This is a genomic window from Pantoea sp. ACRSC, assembly GCF_022346785.1.
Taxonomy (GTDB): domain Bacteria; phylum Pseudomonadota; class Gammaproteobacteria; order Enterobacterales; family Enterobacteriaceae; genus Pantoea; species Pantoea alvi.
Genome location: NZ_JAKRNN010000004.1, coordinates 187,954 through 206,254 on the forward strand (window position 1 = coordinate 187,954; position 18,301 = coordinate 206,254).

Consider the following 18,301-nt stretch of genomic DNA (forward strand, 5'->3'; position numbering starts at 1 on the left):
AGTTTAACCTAAAATTACGCGACGAACTCTGTAATAATTACGAGCAATTAACTGCCTGCGCTTACTTCCAACAGGTGCATATTTATTCAAATAGGGCATTAATTTTCTTTTGATTTTAGTCTGCAAAAGTATTTTATGTTCTATTTGAGGTGCGGCTGACACAAACGTTCTGTTAAGCCGATCATAAATTTCTTTTTGCCATGGCGTATTATTAACATACGACATAAAGTTATCAAAAAAATCTACATGTGGTGTATCCCACGGTTTATTTTCGCCTGCAAAATGAATCATTTTTGGATTTTTACGTGACTTCAAAAAACCCATATAAGTTTCAAATTTCAGGTTTGGGAAAAAATCATCGGTATTGCCATTACCATGATAAACGTTCCACTCGCCTGGTAGATAATGAACGCGGTCATTGAATACCTTATTCATGATATCCTGATCGAGGAACCAGTAGTTTCTGGCCTTCATTGCCTGCATTAATTTCCCATAAGTATTCTCTTTTTGCATTTGAGCAATATTAAAAAGAATTAGCCCTGCCTGGAAGTATTGTTGAGCCTCTTTCATCTCCAGGACAGTTTCGAGATATTCTTTTGCAGCAATGTCTTTAGGCTCATCAATATGGGCTATAGCACCAAACTTGACGAATCCTTCCATCACAATATCTCTAACAGCCGCAATCAAGTTATCGCCAAGTTGAATATGAACAAGCTCTGCCACATCGCTTTCAACGATTGTATCAGCATCGATAAATAGAACTTTTTCAAAATCAGAGAAAAGAGAGGGAATAAATAATCGTGCATAGGTCGCGGCACTAAAGTGCGCTCGCGTATAAACGCTCTTCATTTCACTAAAAGCATTTACATCGAAGAAACGAATGGAAAAATTTTCTTTACCTTTTAACAGGGAGCATAAACGAGTCTTGTTTCTTACTGAGACTCCATTTTCAAGCACGACGATATCATAATTATCATCTGCGTGGCTATTCTTAACGATAGAGTTGATTAATGCTCCACCGCTAAGAGAATAATTGTCATCAAAGCAAATTACCACCGGCACATTTTTTTCAGGAAATGCAGGCTTAAGCTTGCCATTAAAAGTTTCTGTTTTAACAAAGGTTCGCTGAAGCTCTTTTTTCTTTAAGGGCGAATGCTTTTCTTTATGAATGATGAAGATGTTAAAAAGCCTTTCTGAAATATGTCCAATGACCCTTTTCTCCTGTGCATTATAGTTACGTAATGCAAAGTTTTTTTCGAGATCATCAAATATATTGAAAAGCCATTCAGAGTATTCACAAAAAAGCTCTGAACGCATAACGAACATGTTAGTGTAATAACCATCATGTGCGCTGTTAAAGGTTTTAACAGCTGAAGCATACTCAGGATAAAGATATAAAAGACTATCAATTGCTGCCTGATAATCTTCAATATGTAGATGAGGGGATATCTTATAATGCTCATAATTATTTTTACTGCCAGCTTGCCTTACGCTCCACTTCCTGGGCAAAAGAATATCATTATCACCAATAGCCTTAACGATAGCTTCTTCATTTAAACCAAATTTCTCTTCATATTCAGGAGAAATAATATCTTCATTAACGACACCCCATGCATCTTCAACATAATCCTGATGCTCAGAAAAATTCAGGTGACGTCTGTAGTGCATAAAACCGACATACTCGGATGAAATATCGTTCTTCCAGACCCAATATTGTGCAGTCAGCTCACAATAAAAGGGGTTTTTGAATGAAATATTGTCTCCAGTGTCATCCCCATCGCAGCAAATTTCATTATAGCTGTTAGCTTTGCCTACATGGATAGGTTTGATGACAGGAGATGATAAGAAAGCGCTTGGCTTATGATGGCTTGTATAAAGCTTTACTTTTTCTTTGTTGATATTCATTAGATGTTTCCTTACATTGAAGAACGATATTCTTTTAATATATTTTCGGCATTGCCACTCGCTTTTAATCGGTGGTTTTCAATCCAGATAACACGATCGCAAATTTTCTCAATATCACTTAAATTATGGCTGACAAATAATATTGTCACCCCTTTAGCTTTGAATTTATCAATGGTATCAATACATTTCTTTTGAAATGCATAATCACCCACAGCTAACACTTCATCAATAATAAGAATATCCGGATCGACTTGTGTAATTACTGAAAAACCTAGCTTTGCAAGCATTCCACTTGAGTACACTCTGATAGGTTCATCGATAAACTCACCTAGCTCAGAAAACTCAATGATCTTTTCCAGCCGTTCATTCAGCTGCTTTCGCCGTAAACCAAGTAAAGTAGCATTGAGCCGAATGTTTTCACGCCCGGTCAGTTCTGGATGAAAGCCACCGCCTAGCTCCAGCATTGAGGCGACTCTTCCTGAAGTTGTTACTGAGCCTGCGCTAGGCTTAATTACTCCTGCAACCAAGCCTAGTGAAGTACTTTTACCCGCGCCATTTCGCCCAATGAGTGCAACAGATTCACCTTTATTTACGGTGAAACTTATATCTTCTATAGCTAAATAACTTCTGCCAGATAGCAATGTCAAAGCACGCTTTGGATTAAAAATGAGCTCTTTAATACCAGAACCAATATGGTGATATAAAGGGTAACGTTTAGTCACCCCTTTAAATTCTATTGCGACTTCCATTATAAGATCTCAGCAAATCGGAATTTTAATTTATTGAATACCCATGAACCAATGATGAGGGTGACCACACTCATTCCATATAAAGATAAGATTTTTTCATAATCGACGTGACCATTCATAAATAGCTCTCGCCAGCTCAAAATCATATCAGCAAGGGGATTATAGTTAATCAACCACTGATAATTTTGAGGGATCATATCTCCTGCATAGAGAATCGGAGTACAATAAAAGAGCAACATGATACCTAAAGTAATAAAACGCTCCAGGTCGCGAAAAAAAAGATTTAGCGTCGAGAGAAAAAGGGCAATGCCATATGAAAATAGTAGTTGCGCCAGGCCGATTAGAGGAATGCCATATATCCAGTTCCAGTGAGGCGTCATGTCATAAATAAACAGAAAAACAATTATCACTGGGATAGTACATAAAAAGTGCAGACATTCCATCATAACATTGCTGAAGGGGATAACAGAGCGAGGAAATACTGTCTTCTTGATTATCTGGGCGTTAGCAATAAATGAAAATAACGAGTTCGATGTCGTACTCGCAAACCATTGCCACGGAAATAATCCTGTAATGATGAAAATGGTGTAATTAGGTATTTGTACCCGCATGATAAGTTTGAAAATAAAATAGTAGATCATGGCAAAAAGCAATGGGTTTGCTATCGACCACAAATATCCCAGAAAGCTACTTTTGTATCGAACTTTGAGCTCTTTCTCAGTGATAACTGATACTAAATCAATGAGATAACCTAAACTAAACTTCATACTTTACGCTCTGTATTCAACTTTCAAATTGATTGATTTACGTTCGGCCTTGCGCAATAAATATGCTACCGCCCCTGGCTCAACAGCTACCAGTAAACTACAGACTAAGCCACGTTGTCGGGTCCTTTTGTAACAATGTTAAAGGCTAAAACTGCCAGTCAGTGCCTTATGATTGCTGCAACAAAATATAGTAAACGTTTGATATTAGCATTTCCTGCTAAGACTTCAAAGCCAGCAAATTTAGATTAGTTATAAAGTAAAAAAGCCTGTCCGTAGACAGGCTTTTGATTAAATAATCAGTTATTTAAATCCGTTCGGATTCTTCGACTGCCACTTCCACGTATCGCGCATCATCTCTTCGATCCCGCGCGTCACGCGCCAGTCCAGCTCTTTATCCGCCAGGCTCGCATCGGCCCAGAAGGCCGCCAGGTCGCCGTCGCGACGCGGTTTGATCTCATAAGGAATCTGCTTGCCGGACGCCGCTTCAAACGCCTTGATCATCTCCAGCACCGAGTAGCCTTTACCCGCGCCGAGGTTGTAGGCCTTATAGCCTTCCACCCTGGGTAAGTGATCGAGCGCTTTCAGATGCCCTTCCGCCAGGTCGACGACGTGAATGTAGTCGCGCTGACAGGTCCCATCCGGCGTCGGGTAATCGCCGCCGAACACGCCGAGCTGCGGCAGACGACCGATTGCCACCTGCGCGATATAGGGCAGCAGGTTGTTGGGAATGCCGGTCGGGTCTTCGCCAATCTCGCCAGACTCGTGAGCGCCTACCGGATTGAAGTAGCGCAGCGCGATGGCTTTGAATTTCGGTTCGGCGAAGGCGAAGTCACGCATCACCAGCTCAATCATCAGCTTGGAGGTGCCGTAAGGGCTGGTGGTGCCGCCAATCGGCGTGGTTTCCACATAGGGAACCGGGGCGTCAGCGCCGTAAACGGTGGCGGAAGAGCTGAAGATAAAGTTATAGACGCCAGCGGCGCGCATCTCTTCCAGCAGCACTACGGTGCCGGCAACGTTGTTCTCGTAATACTCCAGCGGCATGCGGGTCGACTCCCCTACCGCTTTCAGCGCGGCGAAGTGAATCACCGCTTCGATGTCGCTGCTGGCGAAGAGATCGCGCAGGCAGGCGCGGTCGCGGATATCGCCTTCGACAAAGGTCGCTTTTTTACCTGCCAGCTTCTCAACGCGATTAATCGCCTCGCGCGAGGCGTTGCACAGGTTATCCAGTACCACAACGTCGTCGCCGCGCTGCAATAACGCCAGCACCGTATGCGAGCCGATATATCCCGCCCCGCCCGTTACCAAAATAGCCATGTGTGCTCCTGTCTAAGCTGCCGCGTCAGGGCGCGGCAAAACGTGAGAAAAGGTTATTTTGCCAGAATTTTCTCGATAGCGGCGCGGAATTCCTGTCCCATGCCGTTGCTGCGCAGGCCGTAAGAAACGAACGCCTGCATATAGCCGAGTTTACGACCGCAGTCGAAGCTGCGACCCATCAGCAGGGCGGCGTCAACCGGCTTCTTCTGGCTCAGGCTGGCGATCGCATCGGTAAGCTGAATACGGCCCCACGCGCCTGGCTCGGTGCGCTCCAGCTCGCCCCAGATATCAGCGGAGAGCACATAGCGGCCGACCGCGGCCAGATCGGAGTTCAGCGGTGCCGGCTCTTCCGGTTTCTCGACGAAGTTGGTGATCGTGCTGACGTCCCCTGGGTTGTCCAGCGGCTGCTCGGTGGTGATCACTGAGTACTCAGAGAGATCGGCGGTCGGCATATGCTGCGCCAGCACCTGGCTGTGGCCGGTCTCTTCGAAACGCGCCACCATAGCGGCGAGGTTATAGCGCAGGTGGTCGGCGGTGGAATCATCCAGCAGCACGTCCGGCAGCACCACGACGAAGGGGTTATCGCCAATCATCGGGCGTGCGCACAGAATAGAGTGGCCGAGGCCCAGCGGCTGCGCCTGACGAACGTTCATAATAGTGACGCCCGGCGGGCAAATTGACTGCACTTCGCTCAGCAGCTGACGTTTTACGCGCGCTTCAAGCAGCGCTTCCAGCTCGTAAGTGGTGTCGAAGTGGTTTTCCACCGCATTTTTGGAAGCATGGGTGACCAGCACGATCTCTTTGATGCCTGCTGCAACGCACTCATCAATGATGTATTGAATCATCGGCTTATCAACGACAGGCAGCATCTCTTTTGGAATTGCTTTCGTCGCCGGGAGCATATGCATACCGAGACCCGCAACCGGGATTACTGCTTTAAGCTTGGTCATATTTTTTCCATTTCATGAAGTGAATACGTGCGGCCGATTATGCAGGATCGGCCAGAACTGCAAGTATAATCTTTATCCGAAAATCCGACACTAAATGCCTGTCATCCCTTAGAAATTCATCTTTTTCCCACTGTTCAGAGGCGCCATAAAGTGAGTAAAGACAAGCGCTAACCCAGGTGTTAAAACCTGTACCGGGCACGCTACATAATCAGGGGCAATGCCAGGCTAAAAAAGAGTCGGGCGGCACGCTGGCCGCCCGAGACAGGAGAGGTCGATCAGAGCCAGCCTTCAAACCACTCCGGCATGATAAACAGGTTGAAATGGCTCACCAGCCCGATCGCCGCGATAAATAGCGCCGATACCGACACCCACTGTCGCGCATAGGGCATAAAGCGAATACCAATCACCGGCCTGATAAAGAACGGGTGGGCGAAGGCGGAGATCAGCACCTGCGAGATCGACAGCGTCAGCGCCACATAGAGCACATTCGGCCAGATAAAGGTGGTCGCCAGCACCGCCAGCACCACCAGACTCGCGACCACATTCCAGTAGAACTCAACGCTGGTGCGTCCGTTGGCCTGGGAAATCGCGCCGGTCAGCCCGCCCATCGGTCGCAGCATGCCAAACAGCAGCATCAGCGGGATCAGATGGTAGACCTGCTCGTGCGACGCGCCATAGAGCACGCGCACAATCACCGGCGAGAGGATGCCGATGGCGAGATACATGGCGCTGCTGAACAGCATGATGACAAAGGTGCCCTTCAGGAACAGCTTTTTCAGCTGCTCCGGATCCTGCTGTTTCTCGGCGAAGCGCGGCAGCGCCAGGCGGTTGATCACCGGCGATACCAGCTTCAGCGGCTGAAGGATCAGCTCTTTCGCCAGCGAGTAGATGCCGAGCATCTCGGCGCCCATCACCTTGCCAACAATCAGCGCGTCCGCCTGGGTGCGCAGCTGGTTGATAGTCTGCGAGCCGAGCTGATAGATGCCGTAGCGCACCGCGCTGATAAAGGTCGCTTTGTCAAACTCCCACCCGGGCCGCCAGGACTTCTCGCCAAAGGCGATCATACAGAGGATGCGGGTAAAGGCGTTGATAAACAGGCCAAGGATCGCCGCTGCCACCGTCAGCGAGGTGAAGTAGAGCATCGCTACGGTACAGGCGAAAGCGAACAGCTTAGTGGCCATCTCGATTTTCGCCAGCAGCACCATACGTTTGGTCTTGATATAGTGCGCCTGATACTGAGACAGATGCCCCAGCACCAGGAAGTTCAGGCTGGTCAGCATAATCAGCCCCACCAGCTCCGGCAGGTGGTAGAACCAGGCGATGGGATAAGCGATGCCGAGCAGGATCAGGCCGGTGGCCAGACTCAGCGAGACGTTGACCCAGTAGATAGTGCTCTGCTCGCGCCGGGTGATCTGCTGCCGATGCACGATATAGCTGCTCATCCCCATATCCTGCAGCACGGTCGCCACCGCCAGAATGGCGTTGATGATCGCCAGCAGCCCCAGCTCATGCGCTTCCAGCTTGCGCGCCAGCACGCTAAGCTGCAGCACCTGCAGCAGCGCGGCGAAACAGGTACTACCAAACAGCCAAATCGCCTGTTTTTTCAAACCACTCACGCCAGCTGCTCCAGAAGCCTCGCCAGCTCGCCGTAGGCGATATGCTGGTTAAATTCCGTTTCAACTTTATGCCGCGCCGCCGCAACCACCGGCGCGACGTCAATATCGCCCTGCGACAGCCTGAAGAGCGTATCGGCCAGCGCCTCGGCGTCATCTTCCGGCACCAGCCAGCCCGAGACGCCGTTCTCAATCAGCTCAGGAATGCCGCTGTGGAAGGTGGACACCACCGGCAGACCCACCGCCATCGCCTCCATCAGCGCGACCGGAATGCCCTCCATATCGCCATCGGCGGCGGTTTTAGATGGCAGCAGGAAAATATCCGCTTCGCTCAGGGCGGCGCGGATCGCCTCCTGCGGCTTAAAGCCCGGCATGCTGACGCAATCTTCCAGGCCGGCGTTGGCAATATGCTCGCGCATCATCTCATCCTGGTCGCCGTTGCCGATAATGGTGAACTCAAACTGCCCGCCGCGCTGCTTCAGGATCTCGCTGGCCTTCACCGCCACGTCGAGCCCCTTCTTCTCGGTAAGACGCGCCACGGAAACAATGCGCAGCGGCGAGTGAAACGCCTGGCGCGGCTCAAAGCTGAACTTCTCCGGCTCGATGCCCATGCGGGTGACGTGGATCTTCTCCGGCGGGCAGCCCATCTCGATCAGCTTGCGCTCCCAGAGATGGCTAATCGGCAGCAGCAGCTCGCTCTGTTCGAACAGATTGACGTAGTCCTGCTTGTGCTCTTCCAGGATATGGCGGCGAGAAATATCCGCGCCGTGAAACACCGTCGCCTGTTTGCCCACCAGCACGCCCAGCTCGCGCAGCTTGTTGGCCAGCGCGCCCGCATAGCCGAAGTGTACAAGGAACACGTCGGCGGTATAGGGCTGGCGGGTATTGGCCACGATAGAGGGCAGCAGTAGCTTGCTGGACTGCGCGCCGTAGCGGCGCACGTTCAGCGAGCGGATTAGCGCAGGCTTCGCCACTTTCGGCAGCACCAGCTTCAGCCGCTGGTTGAGCTTGTCGATATTCGAGACTTTCTCTTCCGGCAGCAGATAGTGGGTGCGCGCCGCCAGCTGATATTCGTCGAAGGCCGCGTGACGGTTCACCAGATCGCCAGGGAACACAGAGATAATCTCTACGTCGTAGCCGGCGTCGATAAAATGGGTCACCTGGTTCAGCACGAAGGTCTCAGAGGCGACCGGGAAACGCATGGTGAAAAAAGTCAGTTTCATAGCATTACCCCAATACGTTGAGGATCTCTTCTGTGATCCGGTTACCGACTTCGCGCTCATGCGCAACCGCCGTATTGACCTGCTGCCTGATGGCGTCGTAATTCGCCAGCACCTCGTTAACTTTGCCGATCAGCGAGCCGTCCATCAGGCTCTTCACGTCGGTCGCCATCTGCGGCAGACCGAGCTGATTCATTACGCCCATCGACTTGTGTTCGTAGTTAATAGCCACGGCCGGCGTGCCGAAGTTCATGGAGATAATGGCGGAGTGCAGGCGCGTGCCGATGGTGAGATGGCAGTGGCTCAGCAGAATGCCCAGCTCCAGGTCGTTGAACTCATCCATAATGACGTGGTAATTCTCCGGGCGCTCGACGCTGTCGCGCAGCGTCAGCGCCACCATACGATCGTCTTTGGCATAGCTGTCGATGCCGGTGCAGGTTGAAAACGCCACCACCTGATAGCCTTCGGCGATCATCGCGTTGATGACGCGGCCAAAGGCGGCCTCATACTCCTGCTGCGTTACGCCCAGCCGCTTGTCGAACGGCGCCAGCTCGCGCACGGTGATAGCAATGGTTTTGCGGCTGCTGATAATCTTCTGCCAGTGCAGCAGGTTATGGCTCGGCTGTTCGACGCTGCGCGCGCGCACCAGAAAGGCGGTGTCGACGCCGGGGGCGACTTTGCGCGTGGTCACGCCATCTTTTTTCATCAGATCGAGGCTGACCGATTCGCGTAGCACCAGGCTGTCGACGCGGTCAAAAACAAAGTTCGCCAGCGCGTTAACGCGCGGATTCTGAAAAGGGCCGACCGAGTGGCCGATCAGATAGATCGGCTTTTTCGTCATCAGGGCGCAGAGCGCATGGTCGAACTGCGTCACGCCGTAGAGATCGACGAAGAAGGAGCCGCCGACCTGAATAATCGCGTCATACTGCTTCAGGCTGTCGGCAAAGGTCTGCAGATGTGCCGGTACGGCGAAGGATTTAAACGGGCCGCCTTTGCCGAGATGCGCCATCATAATGTTCGGCATCAGCCGGTTGGCAATCTTGCGCTTAACCGTGCCAATAAGGCCCTTCGCCCCTTTGCTGTTGTGCAGAAACAGCGAGTCCTGCTTAATGTCCTGCTGGAGCAAATACCCAGAGCTCGTTGGATAACGGCTGATCACATCAATCTCTATGTCACTGCGGGCGGCATGTATTGAATCGATCAGCCCGCGGAGAATCGCGCCATCCCCGCGATTCCCACACGTGTGGTTACCCACCAATAAAATTTTCATCCAAAACTCCGAAAAAATTCTTTTAATTTTTTACCCGGCCGGTACTGCTGCGATGCGTCGGATAAACAAACCGCCCTGTCCTGACGGGCAAAGTAAACTCTGTGTTTAAAAAACAACCAAAAGACAAGCTAAAAAACGCTCCAGAGGGTGCTGCTCGCGCGCTTCCCTGCGCGCGGTAAGAGGTTATTAGCCCTTCACGGCGAAATAGGGCACGGCGCACTGTTCGCCATTAATCACCATTGAGATAAAGCCTTTCGGCTTGCTGGTGTCGACCTGATCGGCATGCAGCGCGCGCGAGGCCAGCAGCAGATCGCCCTGCTCGTTGCCGCCGATGCCCGCCTTGCCGTTATGCAGGCTGAAGCGCTGCGGCGCCGCCACGTTGCCGGACGGCGGCGTGGCCTTCTCCATGCTGGCGCTGACGCGGGCGCAGCGGCCGGTGGCGAAGCGGTCTTTGCTGGTGGTCTTCATCAGCACCACCGCCGACGGCGTCCAGCCCGCCAGCTTAACGAAGAGGCGCACTTCGCTGTCGCTGGTGGCGACGTAGCGCACCTCGACCACCGGGCTGCTCCCCTCCGCCGACCAGCTCGCCTCCGCCTTGCTCTTCTTGCGCTGCACGTGGATTACCGCGCGGCCGCCGGTCGAACGATCGGCGATCGGGTTCATCAGCGGCTGGCTAGTGCTGCCGTTGCTGAACTCCGACTGACCAAAGATTTCGATCTCCCAGGCGTCGCCGACATCAGGGGAATAGATCGTGCCCAGCTCGAACCAGGTCTGCTGGTCGCTGTTGTTCACCAGCCGCCAGCGCGAGGTGATGTAGTTGTATTTCAGACTGCCGTCGATGGCGACGCCGTAAGACTCCACGCGCGTCGATCCCATCTCCCAGACGTTAAGCCAGCGCTCGCCCTGATCGGAGTTATCGATCCAGCTACCGGACTGTAAATTGGTCTGGCGCATATTGAGGCGCGAGTTGTGCGCAATCAGCGGATTTTTACAATCTTCCAGGCTCAGCGCATCGACGATCCACTGGCCGTTGGAGATATCGCCCGGATGGTCGCAGTGCTCGATCCAGCCATTATGAATAATCGACTGGCTGCAGCGCGGCAGGTTAAGCACCATGCCGCCGCGGCAGTTCTGCGCGTTGAAGTTAGAAAGCTCGATAGCGGTGCTGTGATCCCAGGCGCCCGCTTTACGGCCTGACCAGCCCGCTTTAATCACGTCGCCGGTGCAGCGCGAGGCGTACCACTGGTCGATTTTGCAGTCGAGCGTATCCAGCAGGCTGAGCGCAGTGCCGCCCACCGCGTTGAAACGCAGGCAGGCGCCGCGGAAGAACTGGCCGCCGTCGCAGGTGTTGCGAAACAGCCCCTGTTTATTGGGCCGCTTGTCGCTGTTGCCGTTGAAGATCAGGTTAGAGATCTCCACCCAGCGCGCGTTGACGTCGAAGACGAACTCCGACTGGCCGTCGGAGATGATAGTAGTGGCCGGGAAGTAGCCGAAGTTAACCATCGCGCCAGAGATGCGGAAAAAGCGGCGGCCTTCGCTGCCGAAATCGCAGGCGGAGACAAAGAAGGTGCCGGCAGGGAACTGCACGCAGATAGGCTGCTGCGCCTGTTCCGACCACTGGTACATCGCCTTGATGGCGGGTGCGGCGTCGGTTTTGCCGTCGGCGATGGCGCCAAAGTCGAACAGCGACAGGCGGTTAAAGTCGTCTACCACGCGGCGCCAGTAAAAGCCCTCGCCGGCAAAGTTTACGCCGCCGTCATCTTTCACGCTCTGGAAGCTGCCGACGAACTCGCCGCCGCCTACTTCCAGCCCTTCATGCCAGCTTTTTAGCTTGATTTTCGCCCCTTCAAACAGCGGACGGGTTTTGCGCAGCTCCTCAACCGAGGCGATCTCGCCAATCAGCTGGTAGCCGCCCGGCTGCGCCAGGCGCTGGCTGAACGCCGCCTGCCCCGGACGGCTGACGTCGGGAATGTTAAACAGCGTATTGCCGTCTTTGTCTTTCACCGTCATGGAGTGCGCCGGGTCGGCGATCAGCGCGGCGTTGTCGTGAACGAAGCGGGCGAAGCTGCCTTTGTTGAGCGCGATGGGCTGGGTGATTTGCGCCAGCTTGCCGCTGTCGTCGCGCAGGAAAACCGGGATCTGGTTGCCGGCCTGGCTGGCGTCGCTGCCCGCTTTGCCGATCCAGAGCTCTCCTTCGAAGCCCTGCCAGAACTGCGGCGGCATGGCGTAGAGGTTCTCCGGGGTCAGAATCGGCACGTCGCCTTTCGGCACCGCCGCCGGATCGACCGTTTTCAGGGTGACGCCGCTGTTTTTCGCGGCGTGGCTGGAGAACGCACTGACGGAGAGTGCGGCAACAATGGAGGAGGCTGCGCTCTGCAAGACTTCTCTTCTTTTCATGCATCTAATCCCGTAGTCGATGGGGCCGCGCAATGGGCCATAACAGTGTCCCCTGAGGCACGTTGCAATCGGGCCCGTCCCTTGCCGCTGTTAAACCAGCGCCAGCCAGCTCTGCTTGATCTGCTTACCGTCAAATTTCAGCGCGGTAATTTTTGTTTTCTGACTCATGGCGTAGAAGAGCGCGTCGTCGCTGGCGAGCTGATCCATGCGCGCCAGGAAGGTCGCTTTGTCATTCATCGGCACCAGGAAGCCATCTTCGCCCTGGTTGATAATCTCCTGCGGGCCGGTCGGGCAGTCATAGGCCACCACCGGCAGCGACCAGGATTTGGCTTCCAGCAGCACCAGCGGCAGCCCTTCATAACGCGAGGTCATCAGCGCCATATCGCTGTCGCGGTAGTAGTCGTTGATATTGCTGACGCGGCCGACAAAGTTGACGCGGCCGCTGATGCCGAGCGCCGCCGCCTGATCTTCCAGCTGCTGGCGCAGTTCGCCGTCGCCGGCGATGACCAACGTCCATTCCGGATGGGTCTGCGCGAAGTCGCGCCAGATATCGAGCAGCAGATCGAATCCTTTCTGATGATCGAGACGGCCCACCGCCAGCGCCTGACGGCTGCGCGAGGTGCGCTCAAAGGCTTTGTAGACCACCGGATTGGGAATTTGCTTGCTCGGAATGCGCCAGCGGGAAAAGACCTGGTGGTCTTTGTCGGTCAGGACGATGACCCGATCGTAGTAGCGCAGCAGCAGGTACTTGAGGAGTTTGATCGGCTTGCTGAAGGAGTTGATGGCGATATGTTCACAGGCATAGGCCTTGAAGCGCTTCTTCTTGCCGGAGAGCAGGCTCCAGAAGGCGAACATCACGCTCAGGCGCCCCATGCTGATAAGAAATACGCTATCGACCTCTTCGCTGTGAATGCGTTTGACGATGCTTTTGATCGGATTGCTGTGCCCCTCGAAGCTGACGATCTCTTTCACGTGCTCAAAGGGATAGAAGGTTTTACCGCTGCCTTCCAGCGAATAGATGGTGACGTCATGCGTTTCGCCCAGACACTCGGACATAAAGTTACAGATGTTCTCAGTGCCGGCGTACGAATAGGCATCTTTGATCACCAGGACGATTTTTTTCATTTAACGCTACCCACCTCAAAAGAGTAAAAAGACAATCCTGTTATCGATGCTTGAGGGTAAACAGCACGCCGTTCACCATATACCAGCCGTAATAGTAATAGATTTTTAAAGGATTGTTTTTATAGATAATTCTTAATAATTCCAGGTGCCATTTCGCCGCTTTATTCTTGTTGCGCGAAAGGGAATCGCCTAATTCGTAGTAGTTGACGAGGATGCTCTGGATCACGCGCGCCTGTTTATAGCGGGTGAAGAGTTCGTAGAGGAACAGGAAATCTTCGTGCCCTTTACGCTGGAAGAAAATGCCCTGCGGCGGGCGGCGGAAGCAGACCGAGGAGAAGCAGACGCGATACTGCTTCTTCACGAAGTTTTCCTGCTGCAGATAGGGTTTGCTGTAGGTAATGTCGTGATCGGCGTTTTTGGTTTTGTAGTGATATTCGGTGATCACAAAATCGTCGCCGGCGGCGATAGCGGCCGCCTGCTGCGCCAGCTTGTCGACGTGCCATTCGTCATCGCTGTCGAGAAAGGCGATGATCTCCTCTTTCGCCGCGCGCAGCCCGACGTTACGGGTCTCCGCCGCGCCGAGGTTCACCTCGTTGTCGAGGATGGTAATACGCGGATCGTTACAGTGCTCGCGCACCAGCGCCAGCGAATCATCGGTAGATTTGTCGTTGATCAGGTAAAGGTGCCAGTCCGGCCAGGTCTGGTTCATTACCGACTGCACGGCGCGTAAAACCGTCTGGCGAGCGTTATACATCGGCATCACAATGCCTACGGTGCCAACATGATTCGTCATATTCATACCTGAATAAAAAAGTGTCTTTCCGGGAAAACGCTCCCGCACTGGGGAGCAAGAAGAAGTCAGGAAACCGCTTTCTCACCGCCCAGCCGCGCCCTTAACTTGTCTTTCACGCGGTTAAGGAAGTAGGCCTGGTTATCTTTGTTGGTGAGAAAGAAGTAGCGCGCAAAGGTCAGGCTCGCCATCAGCGATTTGCCGTCCATTTTGTAGCGCAGCGGCAGCTTAAACGCCTTGTAGGTGTCGATATCGCGCGCGGTCAGGTGCGGCTTCATGGCATCCAGCCAGAAAAGCGAATATTTCACCGATTCGCCTTTATGTTTGGATCCAAATTTCGTGACCAGATGGTAGGTGGCGAGCGGGCGCGCGATCATCACAAACTCATAGCCGAGGCGATCGGCGCGAATGCAGAAGTCGTAATCCTGATGGCGGATGTAGCGCGTATCAAACTGGATGCGCAAGGCGTCCTCACGCTTCAGCACGATGGTGCTGGTCTGGATAAAGCCGTAACAGCCGAAAAGATATTCCGCCACGGTTTCGTTCTTGCCCGGCGACTGCATCGGCATCACCTTCAGGAAGCTGCCGTCCTGATAGATGTTCACCTGGCTGTAGATCACAAATTTGCTTTTGCCCTGCGCTTCCAGCTGCTCGATTTTGCGGCTGGTCTCAAGCAGCTTATCAGCGTGCCACTCGTCGTCGGCGTCGAGAAAGCTGATGTAGTCCCCTGTCGCCAGCTCAATCCCTTTGTTGCGCGCGCCTGCGCCGTTCAGTTTCACCTCGGAGAGCACCAGGTTAATGCCCAGCTCCTGATAGCGCTCGCTGTTGACTACCTCCGCCAGGGCCGCCGCATCGGCGGATTTGTCGTCAACGATAATCACTTCGAAATTGCGGTAGCTCTGCGCCTTGACGCAATCCAGCGTCGCGACGATCGACTGCGACGCGTTATACGCGGGGATTACAATGGAGAAACGAATGTCCTTCATGCCAGTACCTCTTAAAAACAGGGCTGAAATCGATAAAAAAACGGACTGCGTGCCGCGCGGCGCCGGACGCAGTCCCGTCAATCAGTAAGGGTTACCGGAGCGATCCTGCTTTGTCGGCGCCACCTCGGCCGCCACCTTCTTCTTGTTGCTGCTGCCGATAAACGGCTTTTCAACATAGAGATAGGTCAACTTCGCCACGTAGAACGAGAGCACGAAGAACAGCGTGGAGATCAGGGTGTAAGCCACCATGTTGTGCGGCACCATGCTCTGCGGGATCTGCTTGATAAAGTAGAGCACCACGCCGTGGATCAGATAGAGGCTGTAGCTCACCTCGCCGATCGACATCAGGGTTTTGTTCTCCAGCATCCCCAGCAGGTTATTGCCGCTGCTTACCACGAAGAAGATCGCCGTCAGGCAGCAGAGGAACACCAGATACCAGAAGGCGTTGCTGGTGAAGGCGAGCGCGAAAATCGCCAGCAGGATGCAGGCCACGCCCGCAACGCGCGACTCTCTAAAGCCCACCAGCCGGTCGCGCCAGGTGTAGGCGAAGTAGCCCATGGCAAAGCCCAGCACCGGACGCGGGTCGGTATAGGTTTTGCCCCACAGGCGCAGCGCCACGGCGACGCAGAAAATTGCGCCGATAGAGCCGAGGATCAGCAGGGTTTTATATTTGCCACGGGTGGCACGGTTCACCACGAAAATCAGCGGAATAGAGAGATAGAGCAGCCACTCAAGACGCAGCGTCCATTCCACGCCAGCGTTAACGTCAGCGGTGAGAAAATCACCCATATGATAGCTGCCGACGAACAGCAGCCAGAGCACGGCGTCGGTAATGCTGTGCGCGTCGATCTGCAAATCGCCCTGCACCAGACCGACCAGAATGATCACCAGCCCGGAGAACCAGAACATCGGCACGATACGGCGCACGCGCGACTTCAGCAGCTTCCAGGTGAGCTGGCTCGCCGGCATGCCGTCGTTGTCCAGCCAGCGATAGAACAGAAACGCCGAGATCATAAAGAACAGCAGTACGCCGAACTTGCCGGCGTTGACGAAAAAGTTGCCTTCGGAGAACCAGACAAAGTAGTCCTTATCGAAGATCCAGTTGCCGTCCAGTGAATAGAGATAGTGCACCAGATGGGAAAAGGCGACGATGCTGGCCAGCAGCGCGCGCAGCCCAGAGATGCTCTTAATGCCGCTGCCGTTATAGACATCTTTATGGAAGCCGGTCGCGCGCAGAATAAGCAGCGCCAGACAGAACGACACCACCATGATTAATACATACATGACAACTCCTGAAGCCCAGAGGGAAGTTGAATTTAGCTACCCGGCTGCGCCAGCTGTTTGCCGAAGCTGGCGCTGATGACGTCGAAGGTCTGCTGCGCTTTTAGCTTATAAAGCGATTCGGAGGGATGAATGCAATCCGCCGACATGCCGCTCTGCCAGTCGCGCTGCGCCTTAATGGCCGACCACTGCTTCACCACCGGCACGCCTTCCGCCTTCGCGACCGCGTTAAGCTGATAGACGTAGGGCCAGACATTCCAGCGCTCGACCTTGCCGCAGATAGGGTTAGGCTCCTGCAGCACCACCAGCTTGTTGTGCGCCTTCGCCTCTTTCACCAGCGCGGTCATAATGCGGCCGTACTCTTCCGGGCTTTCCAGATGGGCGTTCTTGTCTTTAAAAAAGTAGTGACGTGCATCGTTAATGGCGTAGTTAAGCAGGATCAGCTGCGCGCTGGAGTTCGCCATGCGCTCGCGCCAGGGGCTGGTATCGTCAGTGCCCTTCTTGTAGAGCAGCTCCGCCGCCTGCGCCCCGGGCACGCCGTGGTTTTTCACCTCAATAGCGCTGCCATATTTGCTCTGCAGCATTTGCTGCAGATAAGCCATCTCGTTGCCTGGCGCGATAATATTTTTTCCGCCAGAGGAGGTGACGCCCGCCGTGGTGGAGTCGCCGTAGGCGTCGATAATAAATGCGCCGCGATCGGCGGCCTGCGCGAAGCAGGAGAGTGAAAGGATCGCTGCGGCAATAAGTGATTTAGTCATGTTACCTCCCCGGTTAATGGAACAGCCTGAATCCCTGAGCCACTTCATAGCCGACAACGGCCTGCTTCAGAGAAATCGTGTTGTAGTAGAGGTAGTAGACAAGGAAGAAAGCGAACATCGCGAACATTGCCGGCTTGAGTATCGGACGCACCTGATAGACCAGCGAGGCTAAAATAATCGGCTCGACCTGCAACAGGTAGTTGGAGAGGCGCGCGCCCGACGAATAGTTATAGAAGAAGATGCGGATGCCGCCGCCGATGGCGAAGGTCAGCACCAGCAGGTAGTTAAGGCGATACTGCTGGTAGTTATACTTTTTAATCTCGTTACTCAGCAGGAAGTAGACGAAGATAAACACCAGCATGATGTTTTTCAGGTTCGATACCGAGAAGATACTGCCTTCACCGGTATTGGAGGTCTCGTTGCTGTAGCCTTCCGCCCTCTCCCCCAGCGATCCCAGATGTGCCGAAATCAGCGAGATAAAGCTGGTGCCGCCAACTTTTGAGGCGGGGATACTCAGCAGGATAATCGCCACCGGCCACCAGCGCGAGTCGCGGATAAACAGGAACGGCACAATGGTCACCACCATTACCGCGGTGTTGTGGCTGAAAAACGACAGCAGGGTAAAGGCGAGCGCCATCCAGTAACGCTTCAGATAGATATACCAGATCACGCCGAGAAACAGCGCCGAACTGAGGCCGAAGCGGATCTGGTTCATATCTTTGTTAATAAAGATATGCGCCGAATAGAGCGCCAGCGCCAGAATGGGATAAGGCGACATCTTTTTAAAGAAGACGGCGTTAACCGCTACCGCCAGCAGGCAGAAGATAAACAGGAAAACGTCGGCGTTGTGTGACACCAGGCTGGTGAGCCAGGCCAGGCCAAAAATCAGCGGTTCATAGCGGAAAAAGGCCACTGTGTTGGCGAAGCCGTTAACCTGAATGCGGTTGATAAAGTCGGCGAAAAAGCTGCGGTACTGATAATCATCCATGCCGGTGCCGAGGCCGCGGATACCGCCAAACACCACCAGCGTCGCAGCGGCGATGCAAAGCAGATAAGTCAGGATGTGCGTGGTGCGTTCGTCTTTTTTCAGCAGGATTTCTACGATCGAAATCAGCAGCAGAAACCCTGATATATACCAATATGGAGCCATGGTGTGATTCCTTAATTCCACACGTT

15 protein-coding genes are annotated in these 18,301 nt (G+C 53.5%); all 15 read right to left on the reverse strand.

What is annotated here, in order from left to right:
- Nucleotides 1–3: 3 nt before the first annotated feature.
- Nucleotides 4–1,905, reverse strand: a complete 1,902-nt coding sequence (locus tag MHZ97_RS07045) for a DUF4422 domain-containing protein (RefSeq protein WP_239313817.1) — start codon at nucleotides 1,903–1,905, stop codon at nucleotides 4–6.
- Nucleotides 1,906–1,916: 11 nt separating this feature from the next.
- Complete coding sequence (locus tag MHZ97_RS07050; RefSeq protein ID WP_239313814.1) at nucleotides 1,917–2,654, reverse strand: ABC transporter ATP-binding protein; 738 nt, start codon at nucleotides 2,652–2,654, stop codon at nucleotides 1,917–1,919.
- The gene (locus MHZ97_RS07055) at nucleotides 2,654–3,421 is read right to left on the reverse strand and encodes an ABC transporter permease (protein WP_103794047.1); all 768 of its coding nucleotides are present in this window, start codon (nucleotides 3,419–3,421) and stop codon (nucleotides 2,654–2,656) included. Before MHZ97_RS07055 ends, MHZ97_RS07050 begins: the two co-directional genes overlap by 1 nt.
- A gap of 300 nt (nucleotides 3,422–3,721) precedes the next feature.
- Nucleotides 3,722–4,735, reverse strand: coding sequence for a UDP-glucose 4-epimerase GalE (gene galE, locus MHZ97_RS07060; RefSeq protein WP_103794048.1), 1,014 nt, complete (start codon nucleotides 4,733–4,735; stop codon nucleotides 3,722–3,724).
- Nucleotides 4,736–4,788: 53 nt separating this feature from the next.
- Nucleotides 4,789–5,685, reverse strand: a complete 897-nt coding sequence (galF, locus tag MHZ97_RS07065; RefSeq protein WP_103794049.1) for a UTP--glucose-1-phosphate uridylyltransferase GalF — start codon at nucleotides 5,683–5,685, stop codon at nucleotides 4,789–4,791.
- 275 nt (nucleotides 5,686–5,960) lie between these two features.
- Nucleotides 5,961–7,301, reverse strand: a complete 1,341-nt coding sequence (locus MHZ97_RS07070) for an MOP flippase family protein (protein ID WP_239313811.1) — start codon at nucleotides 7,299–7,301, stop codon at nucleotides 5,961–5,963.
- Nucleotides 7,298–8,521: a glycosyltransferase gene (locus tag MHZ97_RS07075; RefSeq protein ID WP_103794051.1), complete on the reverse strand. Its 1,224-nt coding sequence runs from the start codon at nucleotides 8,519–8,521 to the stop codon at nucleotides 7,298–7,300. Before MHZ97_RS07075 ends, MHZ97_RS07070 begins: the two co-directional genes overlap by 4 nt.
- A gap of 4 nt (nucleotides 8,522–8,525) precedes the next feature.
- The gene (gene wcaK, locus MHZ97_RS07080) at nucleotides 8,526–9,788 is read right to left on the reverse strand and encodes a colanic acid biosynthesis pyruvyl transferase WcaK (protein ID WP_239313808.1); all 1,263 of its coding nucleotides are present in this window, start codon (nucleotides 9,786–9,788) and stop codon (nucleotides 8,526–8,528) included.
- A 186-nt stretch (nucleotides 9,789–9,974) separates the two neighbouring features.
- Nucleotides 9,975–12,185, reverse strand: a complete 2,211-nt coding sequence (locus MHZ97_RS07085) for a phage tailspike protein (protein WP_239313805.1) — start codon at nucleotides 12,183–12,185, stop codon at nucleotides 9,975–9,977.
- 90 nt (nucleotides 12,186–12,275) lie between these two features.
- On the reverse strand, nucleotides 12,276–13,310 hold the full coding sequence (locus MHZ97_RS07090) for a glycosyltransferase (RefSeq protein ID WP_103794054.1): 1,035 nt from the start codon (nucleotides 13,308–13,310) through the stop codon (nucleotides 12,276–12,278).
- Between the two features lie 40 nt (nucleotides 13,311–13,350).
- Nucleotides 13,351–14,103 (reverse strand): glycosyltransferase family 2 protein, encoded by a 753-nt coding sequence (locus tag MHZ97_RS07095; RefSeq protein WP_103794055.1) that lies wholly within the window; start codon nucleotides 14,101–14,103, stop codon nucleotides 13,351–13,353.
- A gap of 65 nt (nucleotides 14,104–14,168) precedes the next feature.
- Nucleotides 14,169–15,086, reverse strand: a complete 918-nt coding sequence (locus MHZ97_RS07100) for a glycosyltransferase family 2 protein (protein WP_103794434.1) — start codon at nucleotides 15,084–15,086, stop codon at nucleotides 14,169–14,171.
- Nucleotides 15,087–15,167: 81 nt separating this feature from the next.
- On the reverse strand, nucleotides 15,168–16,370 hold the full coding sequence (locus MHZ97_RS07105; RefSeq protein WP_239313802.1) for an acyltransferase: 1,203 nt from the start codon (nucleotides 16,368–16,370) through the stop codon (nucleotides 15,168–15,170).
- Nucleotides 16,371–16,402: 32 nt separating this feature from the next.
- Nucleotides 16,403–17,125: an SGNH/GDSL hydrolase family protein gene (locus MHZ97_RS07110; RefSeq protein ID WP_103794057.1), complete on the reverse strand. Its 723-nt coding sequence runs from the start codon at nucleotides 17,123–17,125 to the stop codon at nucleotides 16,403–16,405.
- A 13-nt stretch (nucleotides 17,126–17,138) separates the two neighbouring features.
- A complete protein-coding gene (locus MHZ97_RS07115; protein ID WP_103794058.1) occupies nucleotides 17,139–18,275 on the reverse strand; it encodes an EpsG family protein in 1,137 nt (378 codons plus the stop codon).
- Between the last annotated feature and the right edge of the window lie 26 nt (nucleotides 18,276–18,301).

What these genes read in the sequence shown, in the direction of transcription:
- MHZ97_RS07075 (WP_103794051.1), bottom strand. Translation starts at nt 8,521, where the DNA reads ATGAAACTGACTTTTTTCACCATGCGTTTCCCGGTCGCCTCTGAGACC.
- MHZ97_RS07115 (WP_103794058.1), bottom strand. Translation starts at nt 18,275, where the DNA reads ATGGCTCCATATTGGTATATATCAGGGTTTCTGCTGCTGATTTCGATC.
- MHZ97_RS07100 (WP_103794434.1), bottom strand. Translation starts at nt 15,086, where the DNA reads ATGAAGGACATTCGTTTCTCCATTGTAATCCCCGCGTATAACGCGTCG.
- MHZ97_RS07045 (WP_239313817.1), bottom strand. Translation starts at nt 1,905, where the DNA reads ATGAATATCAACAAAGAAAAAGTAAAGCTTTATACAAGCCATCATAAG.
- galE (WP_103794048.1), bottom strand. Translation starts at nt 4,735, where the DNA reads ATGGCTATTTTGGTAACGGGCGGGGCGGGATATATCGGCTCGCATACG.
- MHZ97_RS07055 (WP_103794047.1), bottom strand. Translation starts at nt 3,421, where the DNA reads ATGAAGTTTAGTTTAGGTTATCTCATTGATTTAGTATCAGTTATCACT.
- galF (WP_103794049.1), bottom strand. Translation starts at nt 5,685, where the DNA reads ATGACCAAGCTTAAAGCAGTAATCCCGGTTGCGGGTCTCGGTATGCAT.
- MHZ97_RS07105 (WP_239313802.1), bottom strand. Translation starts at nt 16,370, where the DNA reads ATGTATGTATTAATCATGGTGGTGTCGTTCTGTCTGGCGCTGCTTATT.
- MHZ97_RS07085 (WP_239313805.1), bottom strand. Translation starts at nt 12,185, where the DNA reads ATGAAAAGAAGAGAAGTCTTGCAGAGCGCAGCCTCCTCCATTGTTGCC.
- MHZ97_RS07090 (WP_103794054.1), bottom strand. Translation starts at nt 13,310, where the DNA reads ATGAAAAAAATCGTCCTGGTGATCAAAGATGCCTATTCGTACGCCGGC.
- wcaK (WP_239313808.1), bottom strand. Translation starts at nt 9,788, where the DNA reads ATGAAAATTTTATTGGTGGGTAACCACACGTGTGGGAATCGCGGGGAT.
- MHZ97_RS07095 (WP_103794055.1), bottom strand. Translation starts at nt 14,103, where the DNA reads ATGACGAATCATGTTGGCACCGTAGGCATTGTGATGCCGATGTATAAC.
- MHZ97_RS07110 (WP_103794057.1), bottom strand. Translation starts at nt 17,125, where the DNA reads ATGACTAAATCACTTATTGCCGCAGCGATCCTTTCACTCTCCTGCTTC.
- MHZ97_RS07050 (WP_239313814.1), bottom strand. Translation starts at nt 2,654, where the DNA reads ATGGAAGTCGCAATAGAATTTAAAGGGGTGACTAAACGTTACCCTTTA.